Source organism: Rothia sp. HMSC072E10, assembly GCF_001813965.1.
In the GTDB taxonomy this organism is placed as follows: Bacteria; Actinomycetota; Actinomycetes; order Actinomycetales; family Micrococcaceae; genus Rothia; species Rothia mucilaginosa_A.
This window is the reverse complement of record NZ_KV814491.1, coordinates 625,845-643,821: the sequence shown is the minus strand read 5'-3', so window position 1 is coordinate 643,821 and position 17,977 is coordinate 625,845. Positions and strand designations below refer to the sequence as shown.

The 17,977-nt window shown below is 64.0% G+C and carries 15 protein-coding genes and 1 tRNA gene; 11 read left to right on the top strand and 5 right to left on the bottom strand.

The annotated features are described in order from the left end of the window. Window positions 1-48 precede the first annotated feature (48 nt). Window positions 49-131, bottom strand: a tRNA-Leu gene (locus tag HMPREF2944_RS07890). A gap of 335 nt (window positions 132-466) precedes the next feature. Between HMPREF2944_RS07890 and ffh the strand changes: the two genes are divergently transcribed. The 7 genes from ffh (at window position 467) to trmD (ending at window position 8,096) form a co-directional block, all read left to right on the top strand. Then, window positions 467-2,044: a signal recognition particle protein gene (gene ffh / locus HMPREF2944_RS07885; RefSeq protein WP_049331374.1), complete on the top strand. Its 1,578-nt coding sequence runs from the start codon at window positions 467-469 to the stop codon at window positions 2,042-2,044. Window positions 2,045-2,146: 102 nt separating this feature from the next. Continuing rightward, a complete protein-coding gene (locus HMPREF2944_RS07880) occupies window positions 2,147-4,900 on the top strand; it encodes a hypothetical protein (protein WP_070682202.1) in 2,754 nt (917 codons plus the stop codon). 11 nt (window positions 4,901-4,911) lie between these two features. Next, window positions 4,912-5,397 carry an NUDIX domain-containing protein gene (locus HMPREF2944_RS07875; protein ID WP_049331372.1) on the top strand — a complete coding sequence of 162 codons (486 nt, stop codon included), beginning with the start codon at window positions 4,912-4,914 and terminating at the stop codon, window positions 5,395-5,397. Between the two features lie 248 nt (window positions 5,398-5,645). Beyond that, the gene (gene rpsP / locus HMPREF2944_RS07870; protein WP_049343812.1) at window positions 5,646-6,068 is read left to right on the top strand and encodes a 30S ribosomal protein S16; all 423 of its coding nucleotides are present in this window, start codon (window positions 5,646-5,648) and stop codon (window positions 6,066-6,068) included. 2 nt (window positions 6,069-6,070) lie between these two features. Then, window positions 6,071-6,316 carry an RNA-binding protein gene (locus tag HMPREF2944_RS07865; protein ID WP_005505691.1) on the top strand — a complete coding sequence of 82 codons (246 nt, stop codon included), beginning with the start codon at window positions 6,071-6,073 and terminating at the stop codon, window positions 6,314-6,316. Window positions 6,317-6,521: 205 nt separating this feature from the next. After that, the gene (rimM, locus tag HMPREF2944_RS07860; RefSeq protein ID WP_070682199.1) at window positions 6,522-7,172 is read left to right on the top strand and encodes a ribosome maturation factor RimM; all 651 of its coding nucleotides are present in this window, start codon (window positions 6,522-6,524) and stop codon (window positions 7,170-7,172) included. A 3-nt stretch (window positions 7,173-7,175) separates the two neighbouring features. Next, window positions 7,176-8,096: a tRNA (guanosine(37)-N1)-methyltransferase TrmD gene (gene trmD / locus HMPREF2944_RS07855; RefSeq protein WP_070682196.1), complete on the top strand. Its 921-nt coding sequence runs from the start codon at window positions 7,176-7,178 to the stop codon at window positions 8,094-8,096. A gap of 615 nt (window positions 8,097-8,711) precedes the next feature. On the opposite strand, the gene HMPREF2944_RS07850 is transcribed toward trmD, so the two are convergent. Then, entirely contained in the window at window positions 8,712-9,233 is a 522-nt protein-coding gene (locus HMPREF2944_RS07850) for an MmcQ/YjbR family DNA-binding protein (RefSeq protein WP_246826296.1), read from the bottom strand. A gap of 70 nt (window positions 9,234-9,303) precedes the next feature. Between HMPREF2944_RS07850 and ettA the strand changes: the two genes are divergently transcribed. Together ettA and HMPREF2944_RS07840 are read left to right on the top strand one after the other, a co-directional pair. Continuing rightward, on the top strand, window positions 9,304-10,983 hold the full coding sequence (gene ettA / locus HMPREF2944_RS07845; RefSeq protein ID WP_049343810.1) for an energy-dependent translational throttle protein EttA: 1,680 nt from the start codon (window positions 9,304-9,306) through the stop codon (window positions 10,981-10,983). Window positions 10,984-11,241: 258 nt separating this feature from the next. Then, complete coding sequence (locus tag HMPREF2944_RS07840) at window positions 11,242-11,796, top strand: DUF308 domain-containing protein (protein ID WP_246826295.1); 555 nt, start codon at window positions 11,242-11,244, stop codon at window positions 11,794-11,796. Window positions 11,797-11,906: 110 nt separating this feature from the next. On the opposite strand, the gene HMPREF2944_RS07835 is transcribed toward HMPREF2944_RS07840, so the two are convergent. Then, window positions 11,907-12,815, bottom strand: coding sequence for an acyl-CoA thioesterase (locus tag HMPREF2944_RS07835; protein WP_070682190.1), 909 nt, complete (start codon window positions 12,813-12,815; stop codon window positions 11,907-11,909). Window positions 12,816-12,944: 129 nt separating this feature from the next. On the opposite strand from HMPREF2944_RS07835, the gene HMPREF2944_RS07830 reads away from it, so the two are divergent. Both HMPREF2944_RS07830 and HMPREF2944_RS07825 read left to right on the top strand, forming a co-directional pair. Then, entirely contained in the window at window positions 12,945-13,799 is an 855-nt protein-coding gene (locus tag HMPREF2944_RS07830) for a DUF8185 domain-containing protein (protein ID WP_070682187.1), read from the top strand. A gap of 297 nt (window positions 13,800-14,096) precedes the next feature. After that, a complete protein-coding gene (locus HMPREF2944_RS07825; RefSeq protein WP_070483980.1) occupies window positions 14,097-14,699 on the top strand; it encodes a phosphatase domain-containing protein in 603 nt (200 codons plus the stop codon). Between the two features lie 158 nt (window positions 14,700-14,857). Here HMPREF2944_RS07825 and HMPREF2944_RS07820 read toward each other — a convergent pair whose 3' ends face one another. Both HMPREF2944_RS07820 and HMPREF2944_RS07815 read right to left on the bottom strand, forming a co-directional pair. Beyond that, complete coding sequence (locus HMPREF2944_RS07820; RefSeq protein ID WP_070682185.1) at window positions 14,858-16,021, bottom strand: GDSL-type esterase/lipase family protein; 1,164 nt, start codon at window positions 16,019-16,021, stop codon at window positions 14,858-14,860. A gap of 329 nt (window positions 16,022-16,350) precedes the next feature. Continuing rightward, a partial coding sequence (locus HMPREF2944_RS07815) for an ERAP1-like C-terminal domain-containing protein (protein ID WP_210398463.1) occupies window positions 16,351-17,977 on the bottom strand: 1,627 nt, incomplete at its 5' end.

The following is a 17,977-nucleotide window of genomic DNA, read 5'->3' as shown; positions in this document are numbered from 1 at the left end:
ATAGAAAAAGCGGCGGGAAAGCTTCAAACTTTCCCGCCGCTTTTGCGTTGGTGCCCGAGGTGGGACTCGAACCCACACTCCGAAGAACCTGATTTTGAGTCAGGCGCGTCTGCCAATTCCGCCACTCGGGCGCATCGCACGCGGAGCGCGACACTTCTAAGATTCTAACCCAGGCGGTCTAGAAAATCTAATTATTAGCGGGACGCGGGGGAGCGGAAAAGAGCAGCCCCGACCTCATTGCGGGCAGTCCCGAGCGCCGGGTGAACGTCTGGCAACCCGCACGCCGAAGACGGCCTCGGATGCGCTCGCCGGCGGCCCTTTGCTGAGCTCGCGGTGAACCCCGCGCGTTATCCACAGGCATAAGCGGGGGAGAAAGCGCGCATCCTGTATCCTTAAGGACTGACTAACCATCCCCGCACGCCCCCGCGGTGGGGCCACCTCAACGTTAAGAAAGTGATCACGGATCGTGTTCAATTCTCTCTCCGACCGCTTGACGGCAACCTTTAAGAACCTGCGCGGCAAGGGCCGCCTCTCCGAGGCAGACATTGATGCAACCGTCCGCGAAATCCGTCGCGCCCTGCTCGACGCCGACGTCGCGGTGCCCGTGGTCCGCGAGTTCGTCGCCCATGTGAAGGAGCGCGCCCTCGGCGCGGAAGTTTCCGAGGCGCTCAACCCCTCCCAGCAGATCGTCAAGATCGTGAACGACGAGCTGGTGAGCATCCTGGGCGGCTCTACCCGCCGCATCAATATGGCCAAGAGCGGCCCGACTATCATCATGCTCGCGGGTCTGCAGGGTGCCGGTAAGACCACCCTGGCCGGCAAGCTGGCCTATTGGCTCAAGGGCCAGGGTCACACCCCCATGCTGATTGCCTCCGACCTGCAGCGCCCCAACGCGGTGACCCAGCTGAAGGTCGTCGGCGAGCGCGCGGGCGTGCCCGTCTACGCACCGCACCCCGGCGTGACCAGCGAGTTTGACGTGCCCACCGGCGACCCCGTGCAGGTGGCGCGTGACGGTGTGGCCGAGGCTCGCGCCAAGCTGCACGACGTGGTGATTGTCGATACCGCGGGTCGTCTGGGTGTTGACGCCGAGCTCATGCAGCAGGCACGCAATATCCGCGACGCCATTGAGCCGAACGAAGTTCTGTTCGTCATCGACGCGATGATCGGTCAGGACGCCGTGAACACCGCCAACGCCTTCAACGAGGGCGTGGACTTCACCGGTGTTGTCCTGTCCAAGCTGGATGGCGACGCCCGCGGTGGTGCGGCCCTGTCGGTGGCTTCGGTGACCGGCAAGCCGATTATGTTCGCCTCCACCGGTGAGAACGTGACCGACTTTGAGCAGTTCCACCCGGACCGTATGGCAAGCCGCATCCTGGATATGGGTGACATCCTGACCCTGATCGAGCAGGCCGAGGCTCAGTGGGATAAGGCCGAAGCCGACCGCATGGCGAAGAAGTTCATCGACCAGGAAGACTTCACCTTCGAGGACTTCCTGGCTCAGATGCAGCAGATTCGTAAGCTTGGCTCCATGAAGAAGCTGCTCATGATGATGCCCGGCGCGGCTCAGATGCGTCAGCAGCTCGAGGCCTTTGACGAGCGCGAGATTGACCGCGTGGAGGCGATTGTTCGCTCCATGACCCCGCACGAGCGCGTGGCTCCGCGCATCATTAACGGTTCTCGCCGTGCCCGTATCGCTAAGGGTGCGGGCGTGACCGTGTCTGAGGTGAACCAGCTGATGGAGCGATTCGCCCAGGCTCAGAAGATGATGAAGAAGCTCGCTTCGGGCAAGATGCCCGGCATGCCCGGCGGTATGCAGATGCCCGGTATGGCGGCAGCGGCCGGTGGTGCTCGCAAGAACGCGAAGAACAACAAGAAGAAGAAGGCCCGCTCCGGCAACCCGCAGAAGCGTGCGGCCCAGGAGGCGGCAGCAGCTAAGGCGCAGCAGGCACGCGCCGGTGCTGCCTTCGGTCAGCAGGCTCAGAACCAGGAAATGGATCTGTCCAGTATGAACCTGCCGAAGGGCTTCGAGAAGTTCCTGCAGTAGTAGCAGACGCAACCCCGCAAGGGGCGGTACGGGTGCGCATCGACTTTACGGTGCGCACCCGTACCGGTATGGCGCCCGATGAGGGGGCCGAAGGGAGGGACAATGACTCAGAACGAGCAGAACGGGGAGCGCGAGAACCCGCGTACCGGCGAGACCCAGTACGGCGAGACCCAGTACGGCGAGATTCAGCCTGACAAAGCCCAGCACGGCGAGGTGCGAGGACTGTCTGGCGGAGGCTCCCTGCCCGAAAGCGTCCCGGCTCGTGATACCGCGGGGGAGGTCGCCTCGGACGAGACGGAGTCGGAACTCGGAGCGGTGCTCGAGCCCTCGTTTGACGGCCACGGCGAACAGCTGCCCGGGCTCCCCGGATACATTCCTCTCTGGGTGCGTCTTGCCCTGGACTACGGTGAGAACTCCGCCGACGTCACCGGCGATCTCGTTTACTCCAGCGAGAGCGACGAACCGGCCGTCGACGACGTGACCGCTACCCTGCTGCGGCTTATCCGCGAGGCACGCAGTATGCACGGAACCGACCGGGACTCCGCGGCGGACTCCTGGCAGGACCGCAGCCGGGTGGACCGCATCGCCGCCGACCTGGAGAGCGAGGAGTGGACCGTCGACAAGCTCTCGGGCCTGTGGGATAGCGCCCCCGCGCCCTCCGACCCGGACGAATCCGTGAGCCCTGAACGCTCGGGCGAGGGCGGCGAAACCGAACCGCGGGGCGAGGAGCCTAGTGACCGGAACCTTGAGCTGGAGGAAAAGATTCAGCGCCGCCGCATCATGGCGCGCTCCACCACTGACGAGGAGCTGATTGCCGCCCTCATCGAGGCCACGGCCGGCGACTCCGAGCTCATCGCCTACGAGCTGGGTGAGACGCAGGTGCAGCTCCACGTGCTTTGCGCGGTGGACTCCGAGGGGTACCTGAACGTTCTGGAGGTGGCAGACGGCACGCTGAGCCTGGGCGCCCCCATCGAGGATTACGTGGCCCAGCTGGTTGAGAAGCTCCCTGTCACCGGTGCCGCTATGGAGGGCGAGGCGACCGAATGGGAGGCGCTGCCCGGCACCGTGCAGGAGCTGGAGTTCTACGTGGACGGCGACGCCGCCATGCTCGTCGACCTGCCCATCGACATGATTACGGGCCTTCTCCTGGCCTACCTTCCGGCCGGTACTCGGCAGGTGGTGGCCGCCCCGGCGGGGGAGTGGACCCTCATCTCGGCCGACCCGGTGGACCTTATGGCCCTGCTGGGGCTGCTGAGCTGCAACGCCCTGATCGTTGAGGGTAACGTGAACCAGCAGCACCTGGTGGTCTGCGAAGAACCCGCCCTCGAGCCCTACTCCGATGACGAGTGGTACCTGGAGGCTTTCGGCGAGCCTCGCGAGAGCATTGTGGAGGAGTTCCGCTGGCAGCGCGTGCCCAAGCGCCTGAACCGCGCCTTCAGCGTGGAGGAGCTGGCCCGTTACGACGGCCTGCTGGAGGATTTGCTCGCGGGTCTTCCCGGAACGGCTCCGGAGCTTGCCGGCTCGAAAATTTTTGGTTCCGATGAGGAAGAGCTTGCGCAGAGCATCGCCAATGTGATGGCGTTGTTCGGTGTTGAGGCTGAGTCTACGACCGGCCGCCGCCTGAACGCGTACCTTCGCGATACGAGCAACACCCTGGCGCTGGAATCGGTCCTGCAGCTTCTGGGCGTGCCCACCGAGCTGGCGCTGGTGCCGACCGCCGGCTTTGACGTGGCCTCGATTAGCACGGCCCGTATCTTCGGCTCCGAGGATGAGGAGCTCGCACAGCCCGCCGGTTCTGCTGAATCAGCTGATGCGGCTGAAGCTACTGATGAGGCGCAGGCATCTGAAGCTGTGGACGTTACCTTCCCGCTGGAAGACTCCGTTGCCGAGGCTACCTTCTCCGAGAACACTATCTCTGGGAGCCCTGTCTCTGAGGACACTGCCGCGGAGGATGATTCCTTCGAGGACGACGAGGAGATTGAACCCTACCCGGATGGCTACACCTCGCCTCTGGAGCGTAGCTATCAGCTGGTGGCGACCGGTCGCCGAGTAACCCTCGCCGAGTGGATGGACGCCATCAATAACGGGCACATTCCCTACGAGTACACCCATATGGGTTCGCCGGAGGGATCGGCCCCGGACTCTTTCGTGGAGGCTGAAGAAGGACGCTTGTCCCTCGACAGTGCCATGCGCGAGGCCGACCCCGTGTCGCACGAGGAGCCGCACGAAGCATCGGTAATCCAGCGGGCTTCCGAGGGTTCCGCCGCGCTCGCGAATGATGCCGCGGCGAGCGATGAGCCTGCGCCGAGCACACCCCAAGACCCGGCGCCCCAGCCCCCTGCGCTGCAGGGCCCTTTCGTACAGGGCTCTGCTCCGCGTTCGCGCCGCAAGCGCCTGACCCCGGAGCAGATTCGCGCGAAGACCCGCCGCGTGGGGCTTGCCCTGGGTGCGGACGTTACCGCTCAGAGCGCTATCGCCATGACCCTGGCGGCCGTGGCGCGTCGCCGCCGCGCTCAGGGTAGGGCGAGCCGCAAGTTCTCGGTGGCTGCGGCACTCTTTGCCCTGAACGCCACGGTTGAATCCGCGCTGATTCCGGCCGTCGTGCGTTCCTTCGAACGTACCCAGCTGGAGAAGCACGGCCACGAGGGTCGCCCCGCCGCGACCCCCGCGGAGGTCGTGCATCCTGGTGAGAGCGGGCGGGAACACCACCCCGCCAAGCGCACCCTGATTGACGAGCTGCGCGAGGGCAACTACCGTACCGCGGAAGAACCCGGGGAAGAATCGAACCCGAACCCGAGCCTGCGCGAGCGAGTCCGGAACATGGTGCGTCGCGTGCGCGCGCCGAAAGAACGTTAAGGAGAACTACGATGAGGGATACCTACCTGAGCGATGAAGAGCTGAAGGCTTTTATCGCGACCCTGCCCACGCGCCGCCTGGCGGCTGGTGCTCTGATCCGCAACGAGCGTGGCGAGATGCTGCTGGTCAAGCCGAACTATAAGGACGGCTGGATTCTGCCCGGCGGCACCGTGGAGGCTGGTGAGGCCCCCAAGCCCGGTTGTGAGCGCGAAATCGTGGAGGAGCTGGGCCTGGACCTGAAGCTGGGCCGCGTGCTGCTGATTTTCCACGGCTTGGCCCTGGGTGTGTGGGGTGACTCCACCTACTACATGTATGACGGTGGCGTGATTGCGGCGGATACGAAGATTACCCTGCAGGACGCCGAGCTGGTGACCTACGAGTGGGTGGCCCCCGAGAACCTGGAGGGCTACGTGCGTCCATCGATGGTGCACCGCCTGCGCGAGTGCTACCGGGCCTTGGATACGGGGGAGACCCTGGAGATGAGCAACCTCGACTAGCGGGGCTTGCGGGCCCCTCCGCCAGCCTTTTGCGGGCAATGGAGGGGCCCGCGGCGATTAACTGCAATTAAATGTGCACGGTCGCTAGCTTAAAATCTCGGGCTCTGATACCCTAACTGAGTACCCGGCGACGCGCGACCCCTCTCTTCGCGCGCCGTTGTGTCCATAGAGGCGCCGTGAATGGCCCGCCCCACGGGTGCTGAACCGCGTGCCTCGCACCAAATTATGAAACAGGAGTAACCACTAAAGTGGCTGTTAAGATTCGTCTCAAGCGTATGGGTAAGATCCGCGATCCTCGTTACCGCGTTGTGGTCGCTGATTCGCGCGTCAAGCGCGACGGTAAGACCATCGAGGAGATTGGTATTTACCACCCGACCGAGCACCCCTCGCGTATCGAGATCAACTCTGAGCGTGTTCAGTACTGGCTCTCCGTCGGCGCACAGCCGACCGAGCAGGTTCTGGCTCTGCTGAAGCTCTCGGGCGACTGGGCTGCATTCAAGGGCGAGAAGGCAGAGTCCAAGGTTCTGCCCGTCGAGGCTAAGGCTGAGTTCGTTGTTCCCGAGAAGGGTTCCGTGATCCTGCCCGAGGCTATCACCCCCAAGGCTGAGAAGGCTGAAGAGGCTGCTGAGGAAGCAGCTCCCGAGGCTGAGGCTGAGGAAGCAGCTGAGTAATCATGTTGGCTGACGCACTCGAACACCTGGTTCGAGGGATTGTCGATCGTCCGGAGGACGTGAAGGTGCGCCTGCGCACCCAGCGTCACCGCGAGACCCTTGAGGTTCGTGTGCATCCGGATGACCTGGGCCGAGTCATTGGCCGGTCCGGTCGCACCGCCAAGAGCATCCGTCTGGTGATGGACGCTATTTCTGATGGCGAGCCGATGCGTATCGACATTATCGACACCGACAAGAAGCGACGCTAGCTCGTAACGTTTGAAGCGCCCCCGCTTCCGGATTTCCGGAGGCGGGGGCGTTCGCGTACCCGGACTCTGTTCGCGAGCGCTCACCCCGGTCGCCGCGGAGGGGGGGCGAGGCGGCAGAGTGCGTCCGCCCGGGGTGCCCGGTAGAATAGTGGGAGCCGTGCAGACGCGCGGCATAGGTTCGACTTGTACCCAGCGGAGGAAAATTATGCAGGTTGTGGTGGCTCGTATCGGTAAGCCGCACGGTATTCGCGGCGAGGTGACGGTTCAGCTTTTCACCGACGCCCCGCAGGAGCGTTTTGCCCGCGGTGAGGTGCTCGGCGTTGAGAATTTCAAGCCCGGTTCAGCCGCCGCGTCGGTGGCCCCCGCCGGCGAGCTGACCGTGGCCGGTGCCCGCTGGAACAAGAAGATTCTGGTGGTCCGCTTTGACGAGGTGACCACCCGCAACCAGGCGGAGGAGCTGCGCGGCACCCGCCTGGTCTACGAGGTTCCCGAGGACGACGGCGAGGAAGAGGGCTTCTACGAGCAGGAGCTCGTGAACCTGCCCGTGTACCTGCTGGCGGATGTGCCCGAGGGTGAGAGCCCCGTGGATAACCCGGCCGTGGGCGAGCCGCTGGGCAAGGTGACCGGGCTGCAGACCATGCCGGTCCAGGACCTGCTGCTCATTAAGCTGGCTCGTTCGCCGCGCCTGGCCTCCGGCGCGGGCGAGGAAATCATGATTCCCTTCGTCGAGGAGATTGTGCCCGAGGTGGTTCCCTCCACCGAGGAGGAGCCCGGCTTCGTGCTGTTGACCCCTCCGGCGGGTCTGATTGACCTGGTTGAGGAGGCCGACCAGGCCACCGAACGGGCGGGGGAGTAGTCCGTGCGCTACGACGTGGTCACGATTTTCCCCGAGTACCTGGAACCGCTGAAGCTGTCCCTGCTGGGCAAGGCGCGCGAGAAGGGCCTGGTGGACCTGCACCTGCACGACCTGCGCGATTACACCTTTGACCGTCACCGCACGGTGGATGACACCCCGTACGGCGGTGGCGCGGGCATGGTCATGAAGCCCGAGCCGTGGGGCCTGGCCCTGGACGAGGTGCTGGCCGCCTCCCCGCTGCAGACTGCCACCGAAGACTCTGCTGAGGGTGCCGACCCCGCCGCAGATACCCGCCCGCTGCTCATCGTTCCGTCCCCGGCGGGTGCCGTCTTCGACCAGGCGATGGCGTACGAGCTGGCGGAGGAGAAGCATATTGTCTTCGCTCCGGCGCGCTACGAGGGCATTGACGAGCGTGTGCTGGACTGGGCGCAGGAGGGCTTCCGCGTGATGCCCGTGTCCCTGGGCGACTACGTGCTCTACGGCGGTGAGGTCGCGGTCATGGCGATGATTGAGGCCATTACTCGACTGATTCCCGGCGCGATGGGCAACCCCGCCTCCCTCGAGGAGGAGTCGCACACGGGCGGTCTGCTGGAGTACCCTGTGTACACGAAGCCCGCCGTGTGGCGCGACCGTGAGGTGCCGGAGGTGCTGCTCTCGGGTAATCACGGTGCGATTGCGCGTTGGCGTCGTGACCGTCAGATTGAGCGCACCCTGGAGCGCCGCCCGGACCTGCTGGAGGCGTATCCGGTGGAGCAGTGGGATAAGAAGGATCGCCGCTTCCTGGCCGAGCGCGGGGTGCATTTTGCGAACCCGGCGAAGGCGGCTCAGAAGAAGACGAAGCAGCAGAAGGACGCCGCCGAGGCTGCCTCCTCGGAGCCCGCATCGTCTGAGGCTTCGGCTCCCGAGGCGGGCGCCGCATCCTAGCCCGGTTGCACGGAGTGCATCCGAGCGGCGGGTTTTTGCGGGCCGTCGGCACCCGGAGTGCTGAGGCGCTTATCGCGGTAAAAGCCCAGGTCAAGGCTTGATTGAGGGAATAATCAACGTATGACGCGAGAAAATCAACCGAGTTGATATACGTTCAACGAAAGATTCCGTGAATCCTCAATCAAAATATGACACTTTAATGCAAAAAGGTTATGATTATCCCGAGAACAGACTTCTCCCGTGCCGGTAGTGCGGGCGAAGCATGTAATCCCCACTCGGTCGAACTGCATGATTCGGCTGAGTTTCACCTCGGGGGTAGATGACGCCATCACGCGGGTGCATCCTCTGCATGGGATGCCCGGTCTGAGAACTTCATTCATCCCAGTGTTAATCAGTGGTGCATGGTATAAGCACCCCGCACTTTATGGGATGGGAGCTTGGTGGTTCGAGCGTTCATCGTGGTTGATGACCCTCCGTCGCGCGGGTAAAAGTACCTATGCTTACGGGTGGGCATCCAATGGTCCGGATTGGATGCCCACCCGTTCCGCTTTTTAAACCCTCCGCTTTACCCCGCCCGCGCGCGCCCGGTTGCCCAGCACGCGCATCCGGCGGCCCTCAGCGTTTCTCGGGTACGGGGCGCTCGCGAAATTCGATGGGGCGCTTCGCCTTGGGCAGTGAGTACATGACGCGCAGGTAGGCATCCTCCACAAGTTCGGCAAGCACCCGCTCGGTCACGCCCTCACCGGCACCCACCGAAATCCAGTGTCGCTTGTTCATATGCCAGGCCGGAATGATGGAGGGGTAGATGCGCCGCAGCACCTCGGATTCCTCGGGGTCGGTCTTGAGGTTCGCAATGGGGTAGCCGATGCCCTCGGTGTACATGGCGAACATCTTGCCGCCGATGCGGTACACCGTGTGTTCGGGCCCGAACGGCTGGTCGGAGGTTGCCAACGGCATGGCGAGCGCGAGGCGGTGCAGAACCGGCTGAAGGGACTCGGCGGTGAGCTCTCCACCTGCTCCGCCTGCTCCGGGGGCTCCGAAGGTTTCGGGCTCCCCGGGGACGGAATCCGTGACCCCCTCCGGGGTGCGAGCGGGGGAGCGGTCGATGCTCTCGGGGCGATACTGTCGGGTACTCATACTTTCGAGTCTAGTGCCCTTCGCCAAATCTCTCGTAACGCCCGGCGAATCCACGCTAAAATAGGTAACTATGGCTGAATTTATTTATCAGATGATCAAGGCCCGCAAGACCGTGGGCGACAAGGTCATCCTTAACGACGTGACGATGTCGTTCTTCCCCGGCGCCAAGATCGGTATGGTTGGCCCGAACGGCGCGGGTAAGTCGACCATCCTCAAGATTATGGCTGGCCTCGACCAGCCCTCCAACGGCGAGGCACGCCTGACCCCCGGCTACACCGTGGGTATCCTGCTGCAGGAGCCGCCGCTGAACGAAGAGAAGACCGTTCTGGGCAACGTTGAGGAGGGCGTGGGCGAGATTAAGGCCAAGCTCGACCGCTTCAACGAGATTTCCGCCCTCATGGCTGAGCCCGACGCCGACTTTGACGCCCTCATGGAGGAAATGGGTCAGCTGCAGGAGGCTATCGACGCCGCCAACGCGTGGGACCTGGACTCCCAGCTGGAGCAGGCTATGGAGGCGCTGCGCTGCCCGCCTGCCGACACGCCCGTCACCCACCTCTCCGGTGGTGAGCGCCGCCGCGTGGCACTGTGCAAGCTGCTGTTGCAGAAGCCCGACCTGCTGCTGCTCGACGAGCCCACCAACCACCTGGACGCAGAGTCCGTGCTCTGGCTGGAGCAGCACCTGCAGTCCTACGAGGGCGCCGTCATCGCCGTGACCCACGACCGTTACTTCCTCGACCACGTGGCCGAGTGGATTGCCGAGGTTGACCGCGGTAACCTCTACCCCTACGAGGGCAACTACTCCACCTACCTGGAGAAGAAGCGCTCCCGCCTTGAGGTTCAGGGCAAGAAGGACGCCAAGCTCGCCAAGCGCCTGAGCGAGGAACTGGACTGGGTTCGCTCGAACTCGAAGGGCCGCCAGGCCAAGTCGAAGGCCCGTCTGGCCCGCTACGAGGAAATGGCTGCGGAGGCTGAGAAGACCCGCAAGCTTGACTTCGAAGAGATCCAGATTCCGCCGGGACCCCGCCTGGGTAACGTGGTTATCGAGGCTGAGAACCTGCAGAAGGGCTTCGACGGCCGCTCCCTGATTAACGGCCTGTCCTTCTCCCTGCCCCGTAACGGCATCGTCGGTGTGATTGGTCCTAACGGTGTGGGTAAGTCCACCCTGTTCAAGACCATCGTGGGCCTGGAGCCCCTCGACGGCGGCACCCTGAAGGTCGGCGAGACCGTGAAGATCTCGTACGTCGACCAGAACCGTGCCAACATCGACCCGGAGAAGACCCTCTGGGAGGTCGTCTCCGACGGTCTGGACTACATTCAGGTCGGCAACGTTGAGATGCCCTCGCGTGCGTACGTCTCCGCGTTCGGCTTCAAGGGCCCGGACCAGCAGAAGAAGGCCGGCGTGCTCTCCGGTGGTGAGCGCAACCGCCTGAACCTGGCGCTGACCCTCAAGCAGGGCGGTAACCTGCTGCTGCTCGACGAGCCCACTAACGACCTGGACGTTGAGACCCTCGCATCCCTGGAAAATGCGCTGCTGGAATTCCCCGGCTGCGCCGTGGTCGTCTCTCACGACCGTTGGTTCCTGGACCGCGTGGCAACCCACATCCTGGCGTGGGAGGGCACCGACGAGAACCCGGATCAGTGGTACTGGTTCGAGGGTAACTTCGAGTCCTACGAGAAGAACAAGATTGAGCGCCTCGGCCCCGAGGCCGCCAAGCCGCACCGCGTGGTGCACCGCAAGCTGACCCGATAGGGTTTGAACCGGTAGCGAGCCCCGCCTCCGAGCTGTTGAAGCACGGGGAGGCGGGGCTTCGCTGTACCCGCTGGATGCTGTATGCACTGGATGCCGTATGCGCTGGCGAGGGGAGGAGCATGTGTTCACCGGTAGAAATAGTTCGCCCAGTAGTGACCGGTACGTCATAGCAGAGTACATATTCGCGGTTTAATGGACGTGTATAACTAACGCATTTGATACGAAGGGTAGAGTGTCATGCTTTCAAAATATAACTGGATGTCCTTAGCCACCGGTCTGCTGCTGGTCGCAACGGCAATCTATATGTTCGCCAACCCCGCCACCCCTCTGGCTGTTCTGGGTTTCGTATTCTCGATTGCGGTGCTGCTCGGTGGCGTGTTTGAGCTGGTCCGCTACTTTGGCGCGTTGAAGCCGGCACGTACCGGCTGGGACCTGGTTAACGGCATCCTGACCGTGGTGGTTGGTCTGATTCTGCTGAGCGCTTCGGCTGGTGCGCAGGCGACGTACATTCCGACCATTGTGGGTGTGTGGCTGATTGCGTGGGCACTGATTCGTCTGATGACTGCTCAGGGCCTGAAGTACCTGAGCTTCGCCGCCGGACGCCACCTGCAGTTCTCTGCTATCGGTACCCTGATCCTGGGTTTGCTCGTGCTGCTGTTCCCGATGTTTTTCGGTACGGTGGCGGTCTGGGGAATTGCCCTGGTGCTGCTGCTAATCGGCCTCGTGTTCGTGGGTGACTTCTTCGTTTCCCGCCGCGCCAAGCGCACCGTGCACATTTCCCCGGACGGCGTGATTGACGTCGAAGCTCACTAAGAGCTTCCCGGCTGCATCTAGCTAGAACATAAGAAAGACCGTGTGAGACAACCACCTCACACGGTCTTTCTGTATGCTCTGACGTTTTGAGCTGTTGCGGTGCCGATACTCTAGCGGTATTCGGGCAGGCGGAACATCATTTCCTGCGCCACGGTCGCCACCAGCTCACCGGAACGATTGAAAATCGAACCCTGCGCGAGCATCCTGCCACCCTGCGCGCTCGGGGAATCCAGCACGTACAGCAGCCACTCGTCGGCGCGCGCCGGGCGGTGGAACCATATCGCGTGATCCAGCGAGGCGCTCTTCAGACCCGGCTCCAGCCAGAACTTGCCGTGACGGCGCAGGGCAGGCTCCAGCGGCAGGTAGTCCGAAGCGTAGGCGATCGCGGCGCGGTGCTCCGCATCCGAAGCCTCGGAACCATCAGCGTGCACCAGGCGGTCAAAGGTCTTGAACCACACGCAGGCACGCGGCTCCGTCGAGGAGGAATCCGGCTGAGTGTACAGCGGCGCATCCACGTGGCGCATATCAATCGGGCGCTCCCACGCCACCGCCTGCGCAATCGGATGCGGCAGCTCGCCCAGGTAGTCGCTGACCTTCGGCAGGGACTCGGGGTCCGGAACCTCCGGCATGGTCACCGCGGTGTGCTCGGGGCCGCGGCTCTCAGCCTGGAAAGACATAATCGCCGAGAACATGGGTGCCTCATCCTGGAACACCTGCACGCGGCGGGTCGAGAAGGAGCGGCTATCGTTCAGGCGCTGCGTGGAGAAGAACAGCTCCCGCTCAATATCCCCGGGGCGCAGGAAGTACGCGTGGATGGAGTGCAGGGCCTTCCCTTCAACCGTACGGTCTGCGGCAATGATCGACTGGGCGAGCACCTGGCCGCCAAAGGTACGAGGCTGCTCGCGGGTGAGCGTCACGCCGCTGAGTGCCTCATCGCTGCCGAAGGAGGCGGGGGCCGCCTCGACGGGGGAGAGGTCCAGCATCCGCATGAGGTTCTGAGTCACAGTGGGCTTAGTCATGCTTTCATTTTCCCACGTTTTCAGAGGGGCCGAAGGTGGCGTAGAGTGGGAAGGCACACTCTGAGACGCGCGCGGCCTGCAACCGACCGCCTCGGAGCGAAGAGATAGAGAATAACCCAAGGAGCTACGATGAGCACCCCGTCCGAGAAGAACCCCGCACCCGCCGCTGAAGACGGCACCCGCGCCCCCATCGAGCTCAAGTACAACCCCCACGAAGGCGTGGAGGAACCCTATCTGATCCTGCCCGGAGGCGCGCACGGCGCCGCCGTGGTGAAGGACCTGGCCACCTACATCTCCCGCGCTCTGGCCGTAAACCCGGATGCGGCGATCCGCCTGACCGCCCGCGGCCGCGTGCTGGCCGTCTTCGCCTGCTCCCTGGAGCCCGAGGACGCTTCCTCGATCGCGCCCGTCATCATGGGGATGCGCGCCCTGCACCTCGCCGCCGAATCCGCCCTGGATATGACGGTCCGGGCCCAGGCCCTGCAGGAACGTCTGGCTCGGCTGCAGAAGCAAGCCGAACAGCAGGGAGCCGAGCAGCAGAGCGCCGAGGGGCAGCAGAACCCCGAGCTCGTGCTCTACATGCCCCCGGTGACCGTCAACGCCGGCTGGACCGGTAAGGCAGCCCCCGTGCGCGGCTGGTCCGAGGTGGGCACCGTGCCGGCCGAGGAGTTTGCCCGAGCCACCGCCGAGGGCCTGGAAGCCGTGGACCGCGCCCTGCCCGAGAACCCGGGGGCTGCGGTTCTGACGACGGTACGCTCTCGCATCTGGTCCTCGCCCATGGTGCTGGAGTACCTGCCTGCCTTTGACGGCGTGCAGGTTCCCACCGGTGCCGCCTTTGCCCTGCGCGTGTACGGTTTCATCCCCGAGGGCTTTACCGGTGAGCTTCCCGTCTTCGCCGCCCGCGTGGGCTCGGACGAGTGGCTGCGCATCGTGGCACCGGCCGGCATGGTGCTGGTGCGCCGTGGCTCCGGTTCCCTGCTCTAGTTCCTCGCTCTAGGGCGCATAATCGTCGTATTCGGGCCCGTAGCGCCCGCTTCTGTCCTTCACCTCCCTCGCGGACCCCGGTCTGCAAGGGGGTGAGATGCGTCCAAAAAGCGATCAGCACGGCTTAATATATGACCGCTGACGAGACAAAACTTTACGGAAAGAGGTAATCTAGAAAGGCTACACCCGCACCGGGGTGTGGCAAACGCACCGATAAACCAGCCACACCGCACGGGAATCTTCCGCCGCGCCGTCACCGGGCGCATCCTCCCGCGCGGGTTGAAAGTGAGACCCCTCATGGACCTGATTGCAGTCGATATCGACGGCACTCTTGCCAGCAACCGAGACCAGATGGATAAGTATCTGAGCGGTTTCTTCACCAGCTACCGCCGCTTTTTCAAGGCCATCCGCCACGCCACCGTGAACGTTGAGGTGGCCGATAGCGTACGCGATATGGCGGAACAGACCGGCGCTCAGATTGCCGTGATTACCGGCCGCGACGGCACCTACATGAAGGAACTGAACGAGTTCATCGCCCGCGCCGACATCAACCCCAAGTACGTGATTGCCAAGCCCGGCCGCGACCAGTCCGACACTGCCGCCTGGAAGAGCTCCATCCTGGATTCCCTGGAGGCAGACGGCCACCGCATCATCCACGCCTTTGAAGATAACGAGCACGAGGTGTACCTGCGCCGAGGCATCCCCGTGACCTGGGTGGCCCCGATTCGCGACTACGTGGGCGAGTGGCATTACGAGCCCGTGGGCATCGACCCCGTCGCCTGGGCCGCCGAACAGCGTGAGAAGCAGGCCGCCCGCGAGCGCCAGCAGCGCCGCCTGGCCGACGGCGTGCGCGCCCACGAACGCGCCGAGGCACAGAAGGACCAGCGCCTGGCTGCGTAGACCTCCTCGGTTTATAGGTCTCGGCCATAACCCGGACGCATCGGAGGGCGGCTCCTGACGAGCCCTGCATGAACCCTCCCAATAATTGACCGTAGCGTGAGGCGCCGGAAAGATAGGTTCTTTCCGGCGCCTCACGCTATGCAAAAGAAGATGCGGGGTTAGGAAGCCAGCAACTCGCGTATCCGCGCGGCGAAGGGGGCCGCCATCTTGTACTGCGTTTCGTCCTTCAGGTGCAGGCCGTCGGCCATATCGCCCTCGGCCAGGTACAGGGTCAGCCAGTCCGAGGTGTCCATGAAGAGCACGCCGGTCTGCTGAGCCACGACCTTCGCCGCCTCGTTGGCCGTGTGACGCTTGTGGGCCTTCTGCGGATCGGGCGCGGCGGACTCGCTCATCGACACCACGCCGCCGAGCACAATCTTCGAGGAAGGGTACATGCGTTGCAGCTGCTGGATGACCCGTGTCTGGCGGTCCTGCGTCTGCTCCGTAGCCTTCGCCTCATCCTCGTCGACGTACATGTCGTTGCCGGACGCATCCAGGTAAATCACGCCGGGGGCGCCGCCGGGCAGGGCCCAGACGCTCTCCATCACGCCCTGGTAGTAGGAGGGGCAGGCGCCGGGGCGGGAGGCCACGAAGCCAACGCCGCCGCACCGGAACATGTGGGAGGTGAAGCCCGCCTCGGAAAGGCCCAGGCCAACCCACGAGGTCGGCAGAACCTGCGAGTCACCGATGACGAGGGCGTCCTGCGCGCCCAGAGTCGTGGTGCTTCGGGGCACGTTCATCGCGGTGTCCCAGTAGAGTTCGGCCTTCTCGAAGGTCGTGTAGATGATTCCGTTCTCGGAGCGCCAGCCGGTCGGCAGCCCCTCGAGGCTGGCAAAATCGCTGTACTCGCGCTGCTTCCACCAGTGCGCGTAGATGCCGGAGTGCATGGCCACCGCGCCATGGGCTGCGGTATGCATGACCACGCCGCCCTGGTACTGCTGCACCGTGACGTCGGCGGCATCCTGGGAGGTGGTAAAGGGCTTCTGCGCCTCGCCCACCGGGTGCGCGCCCTCCGCCCCGAAGGCCTCCTGCGCGACCCGGTCCATCTGCTGCGCCACGGTTTCGGGGGTGGGTTCCGCCGAGGGGCTCTCGGTGGGGCTTGCCACTGGGTCCGTCGAGGCGACGACCGGGGATTCCGGGTTGAGCGCGTGGGCGGTGGCCGCGGATGCGTTGGGGGTGCTGGAGCCCTCGACGGCGTAGAGGCCGAGGGAACCTAATGCGAAGACGCCGAGGACGGCGCCTACCGTGGTGACGCGTTTGAAATGGGGCCGGGTAGAAGACATACCTACAGTGTACGGTAGGTTCAACCCCAAGTGGAGAGCTTTTCCGAGGGGTTTAAGCAAAAACACTGAAAAATATGCACCCGAGTGCCGATAATTTGTGTGCCCCGGTTTCGGCTCCTTCCCGATCCGAATCCAATCGGCCCCGCCCCGTTTCCCGGCTCGGTGCCGGGAGCCGACGCTCTCTCGGGCACGGAAACACCCCCTCCGCCCCGGCATCGTGCGGATGCCTGGGGGAGAGGGGGTGTCTCGGGTGCGGCGTGCACCGAGCGACTCGGGGAGCCGCTCACGCGCACCGCCGCGCCAACGGGTCGATGCCTAAAGCAACGCCACTAGATATCGGCGGCCTGAACCTTCAGTGCACGAGCCACGCCGTCGCGCGCCTCCGCAATCTGGCGGTACAGAGCCGCAGCATCCTCGGGCAGAGAAGCCAGGTACGCCTCGGTACGCTCCAGCAGCTCAGCGGTCGGCACGCTCGGGTACATACCACCAATAATCTGCATGGAAATCTCGTGCGAACGCGAACGCCAGATGCCCTCAATCTGCTCGAAGTACGGCTCATCGTACTGGGCAATCAGCTCAGGCTTGCAGGACTTGAAACCGGAAATAGCGTAACGCTGAATCATGTTCGACAGCTCGCCGGTCACCATGATCTTGTTCCAGTACTCAGCCTTAGCCTCGGCGGTCGGAATCGATGCGTACGCCTGGGCTGCGTACTGCTGGCCGTTAGCGGTGTTGTCGTTCTCCAGCTCCTCGGCAATCTGCTCGGCGGAGAAGCGGCCACCGGTTGCCAGTCGGCACACCAGGTTCCAGCGCAGGTCGGCGTCAATGTCCAGGCCCTCAAGGGTCAGTTCGCCCTCGAAGAGGCGCTGCACGTTGTCGTACTGCTCCTCGGTGCGGGTCTGGTTGATGAACGCCTGCAGCAGCTGCAGCTGAGCATCCGAGTCGGGCTCAGCGGCCTTGGCCAGCTCCCAGAGACGGTCAGCTGCACGGTGGCGGGTCTCCTCGCGAGCCTCAGGAGCCACGAAGGAGTGCAGGGTAGCGGACAGGTTGTTAATCTGGGTGCGCAGAGCGGTGGAGTTGGTCTCCTTACCGATGTTGTTCAGCACCAGGTCAACGTACTTGCGGGCCGGCATCTGAGCGTCACGCACGGTGTCCCAGAGCGAACCCCAGACCACGCCGCGAGCCACGGAGGAATCGATGTCGCCCAGGTGCTTGATGGCGGTCTCGATGGAGCGCCCGTCCAGGCGAATCTTGGCGTAGGCCAGGTCCTCATCGTTCAGCAGCAGCAGGTCGGGGCGCTTCTTGCCTACAGCCTCCTCGACCACGGTCAGCTCGCCGTCGATGTCCAGCTCGATGCGGTCGGTGCGGGTCAGCTTGCCGTCCACCAGGTTGTAGAAACCAATCACAGCGCGGTGCGGGCGCAGGGTCTCGAAGCCCTCGGCGTAGGACTGGCGGATGCCCAGCGAAGAAATGTTGCCCGCCTCGTCATTCTCAACCTCAACAGCCAGAGTGTTTACGCCGGCGGTCTCAAGCCACTTGGCGCTCCAGGCGCGCACGTCGCGGCCGGAGGTGCGCTCCAGCTCCACCAGCAGGTCGTCCAGCACGGTGTTGCCCCAGCTGTGCTTATCGAAGTACACCTTCAGTGCGGCCATGAAGTTCTCCTGGCCAACCCAAGCCACCATCTGACGCAGCACCGAGGCACCCTTCGCGTAGGTGATGCCGTCGAAGTTCACCTGAACGTCGGCGAGGTCGCGAATCTCGGCCACAATCGGGTGGGTCGAGGACAGCTGATCCTGACGGTAGGCCCAGGTCTTCTCCGAAGCGGAGAAGGTAGCCCACGCCTCCTTGGCATAGCGGGTGTTCTCCGCGGCGGCCAGGGTAGACATGAACTCCGCGAAGGACTCGTTCAGCCACAGGTCGTTCCACCACTTCATGGTGACCAGGTCGCCGAACCAC

Coding starts and splice junctions, on each gene's coding strand:
- HMPREF2944_RS07850 (WP_246826296.1), bottom strand. CDS start 9,233: ATGAGTACCCGACAGTATCGCCCCGAGAGCATCGACCGCTCCCCCGCT.
- HMPREF2944_RS07865 (WP_005505691.1), top strand. CDS start 6,071: ATGTTGGCTGACGCACTCGAACACCTGGTTCGAGGGATTGTCGATCGT.
- HMPREF2944_RS07820 (WP_070682185.1), bottom strand. CDS start 16,021: ATGTCTTCTACCCGGCCCCATTTCAAACGCGTCACCACGGTAGGCGCC.
- HMPREF2944_RS07840 (WP_246826295.1), top strand. CDS start 11,242: ATGTCCTTAGCCACCGGTCTGCTGCTGGTCGCAACGGCAATCTATATG.
- HMPREF2944_RS07880 (WP_070682202.1), top strand. CDS start 2,147: ATGACTCAGAACGAGCAGAACGGGGAGCGCGAGAACCCGCGTACCGGC.
- rimM (WP_070682199.1), top strand. CDS start 6,522: ATGCAGGTTGTGGTGGCTCGTATCGGTAAGCCGCACGGTATTCGCGGC.
- HMPREF2944_RS07825 (WP_070483980.1), top strand. CDS start 14,097: ATGGACCTGATTGCAGTCGATATCGACGGCACTCTTGCCAGCAACCGA.
- HMPREF2944_RS07875 (WP_049331372.1), top strand. CDS start 4,912: ATGAGGGATACCTACCTGAGCGATGAAGAGCTGAAGGCTTTTATCGCG.
- HMPREF2944_RS07835 (WP_070682190.1), bottom strand. CDS start 12,815: ATGACTAAGCCCACTGTGACTCAGAACCTCATGCGGATGCTGGACCTC.
- HMPREF2944_RS07830 (WP_070682187.1), top strand. CDS start 12,945: ATGAGCACCCCGTCCGAGAAGAACCCCGCACCCGCCGCTGAAGACGGC.
- ettA (WP_049343810.1), top strand. CDS start 9,304: ATGGCTGAATTTATTTATCAGATGATCAAGGCCCGCAAGACCGTGGGC.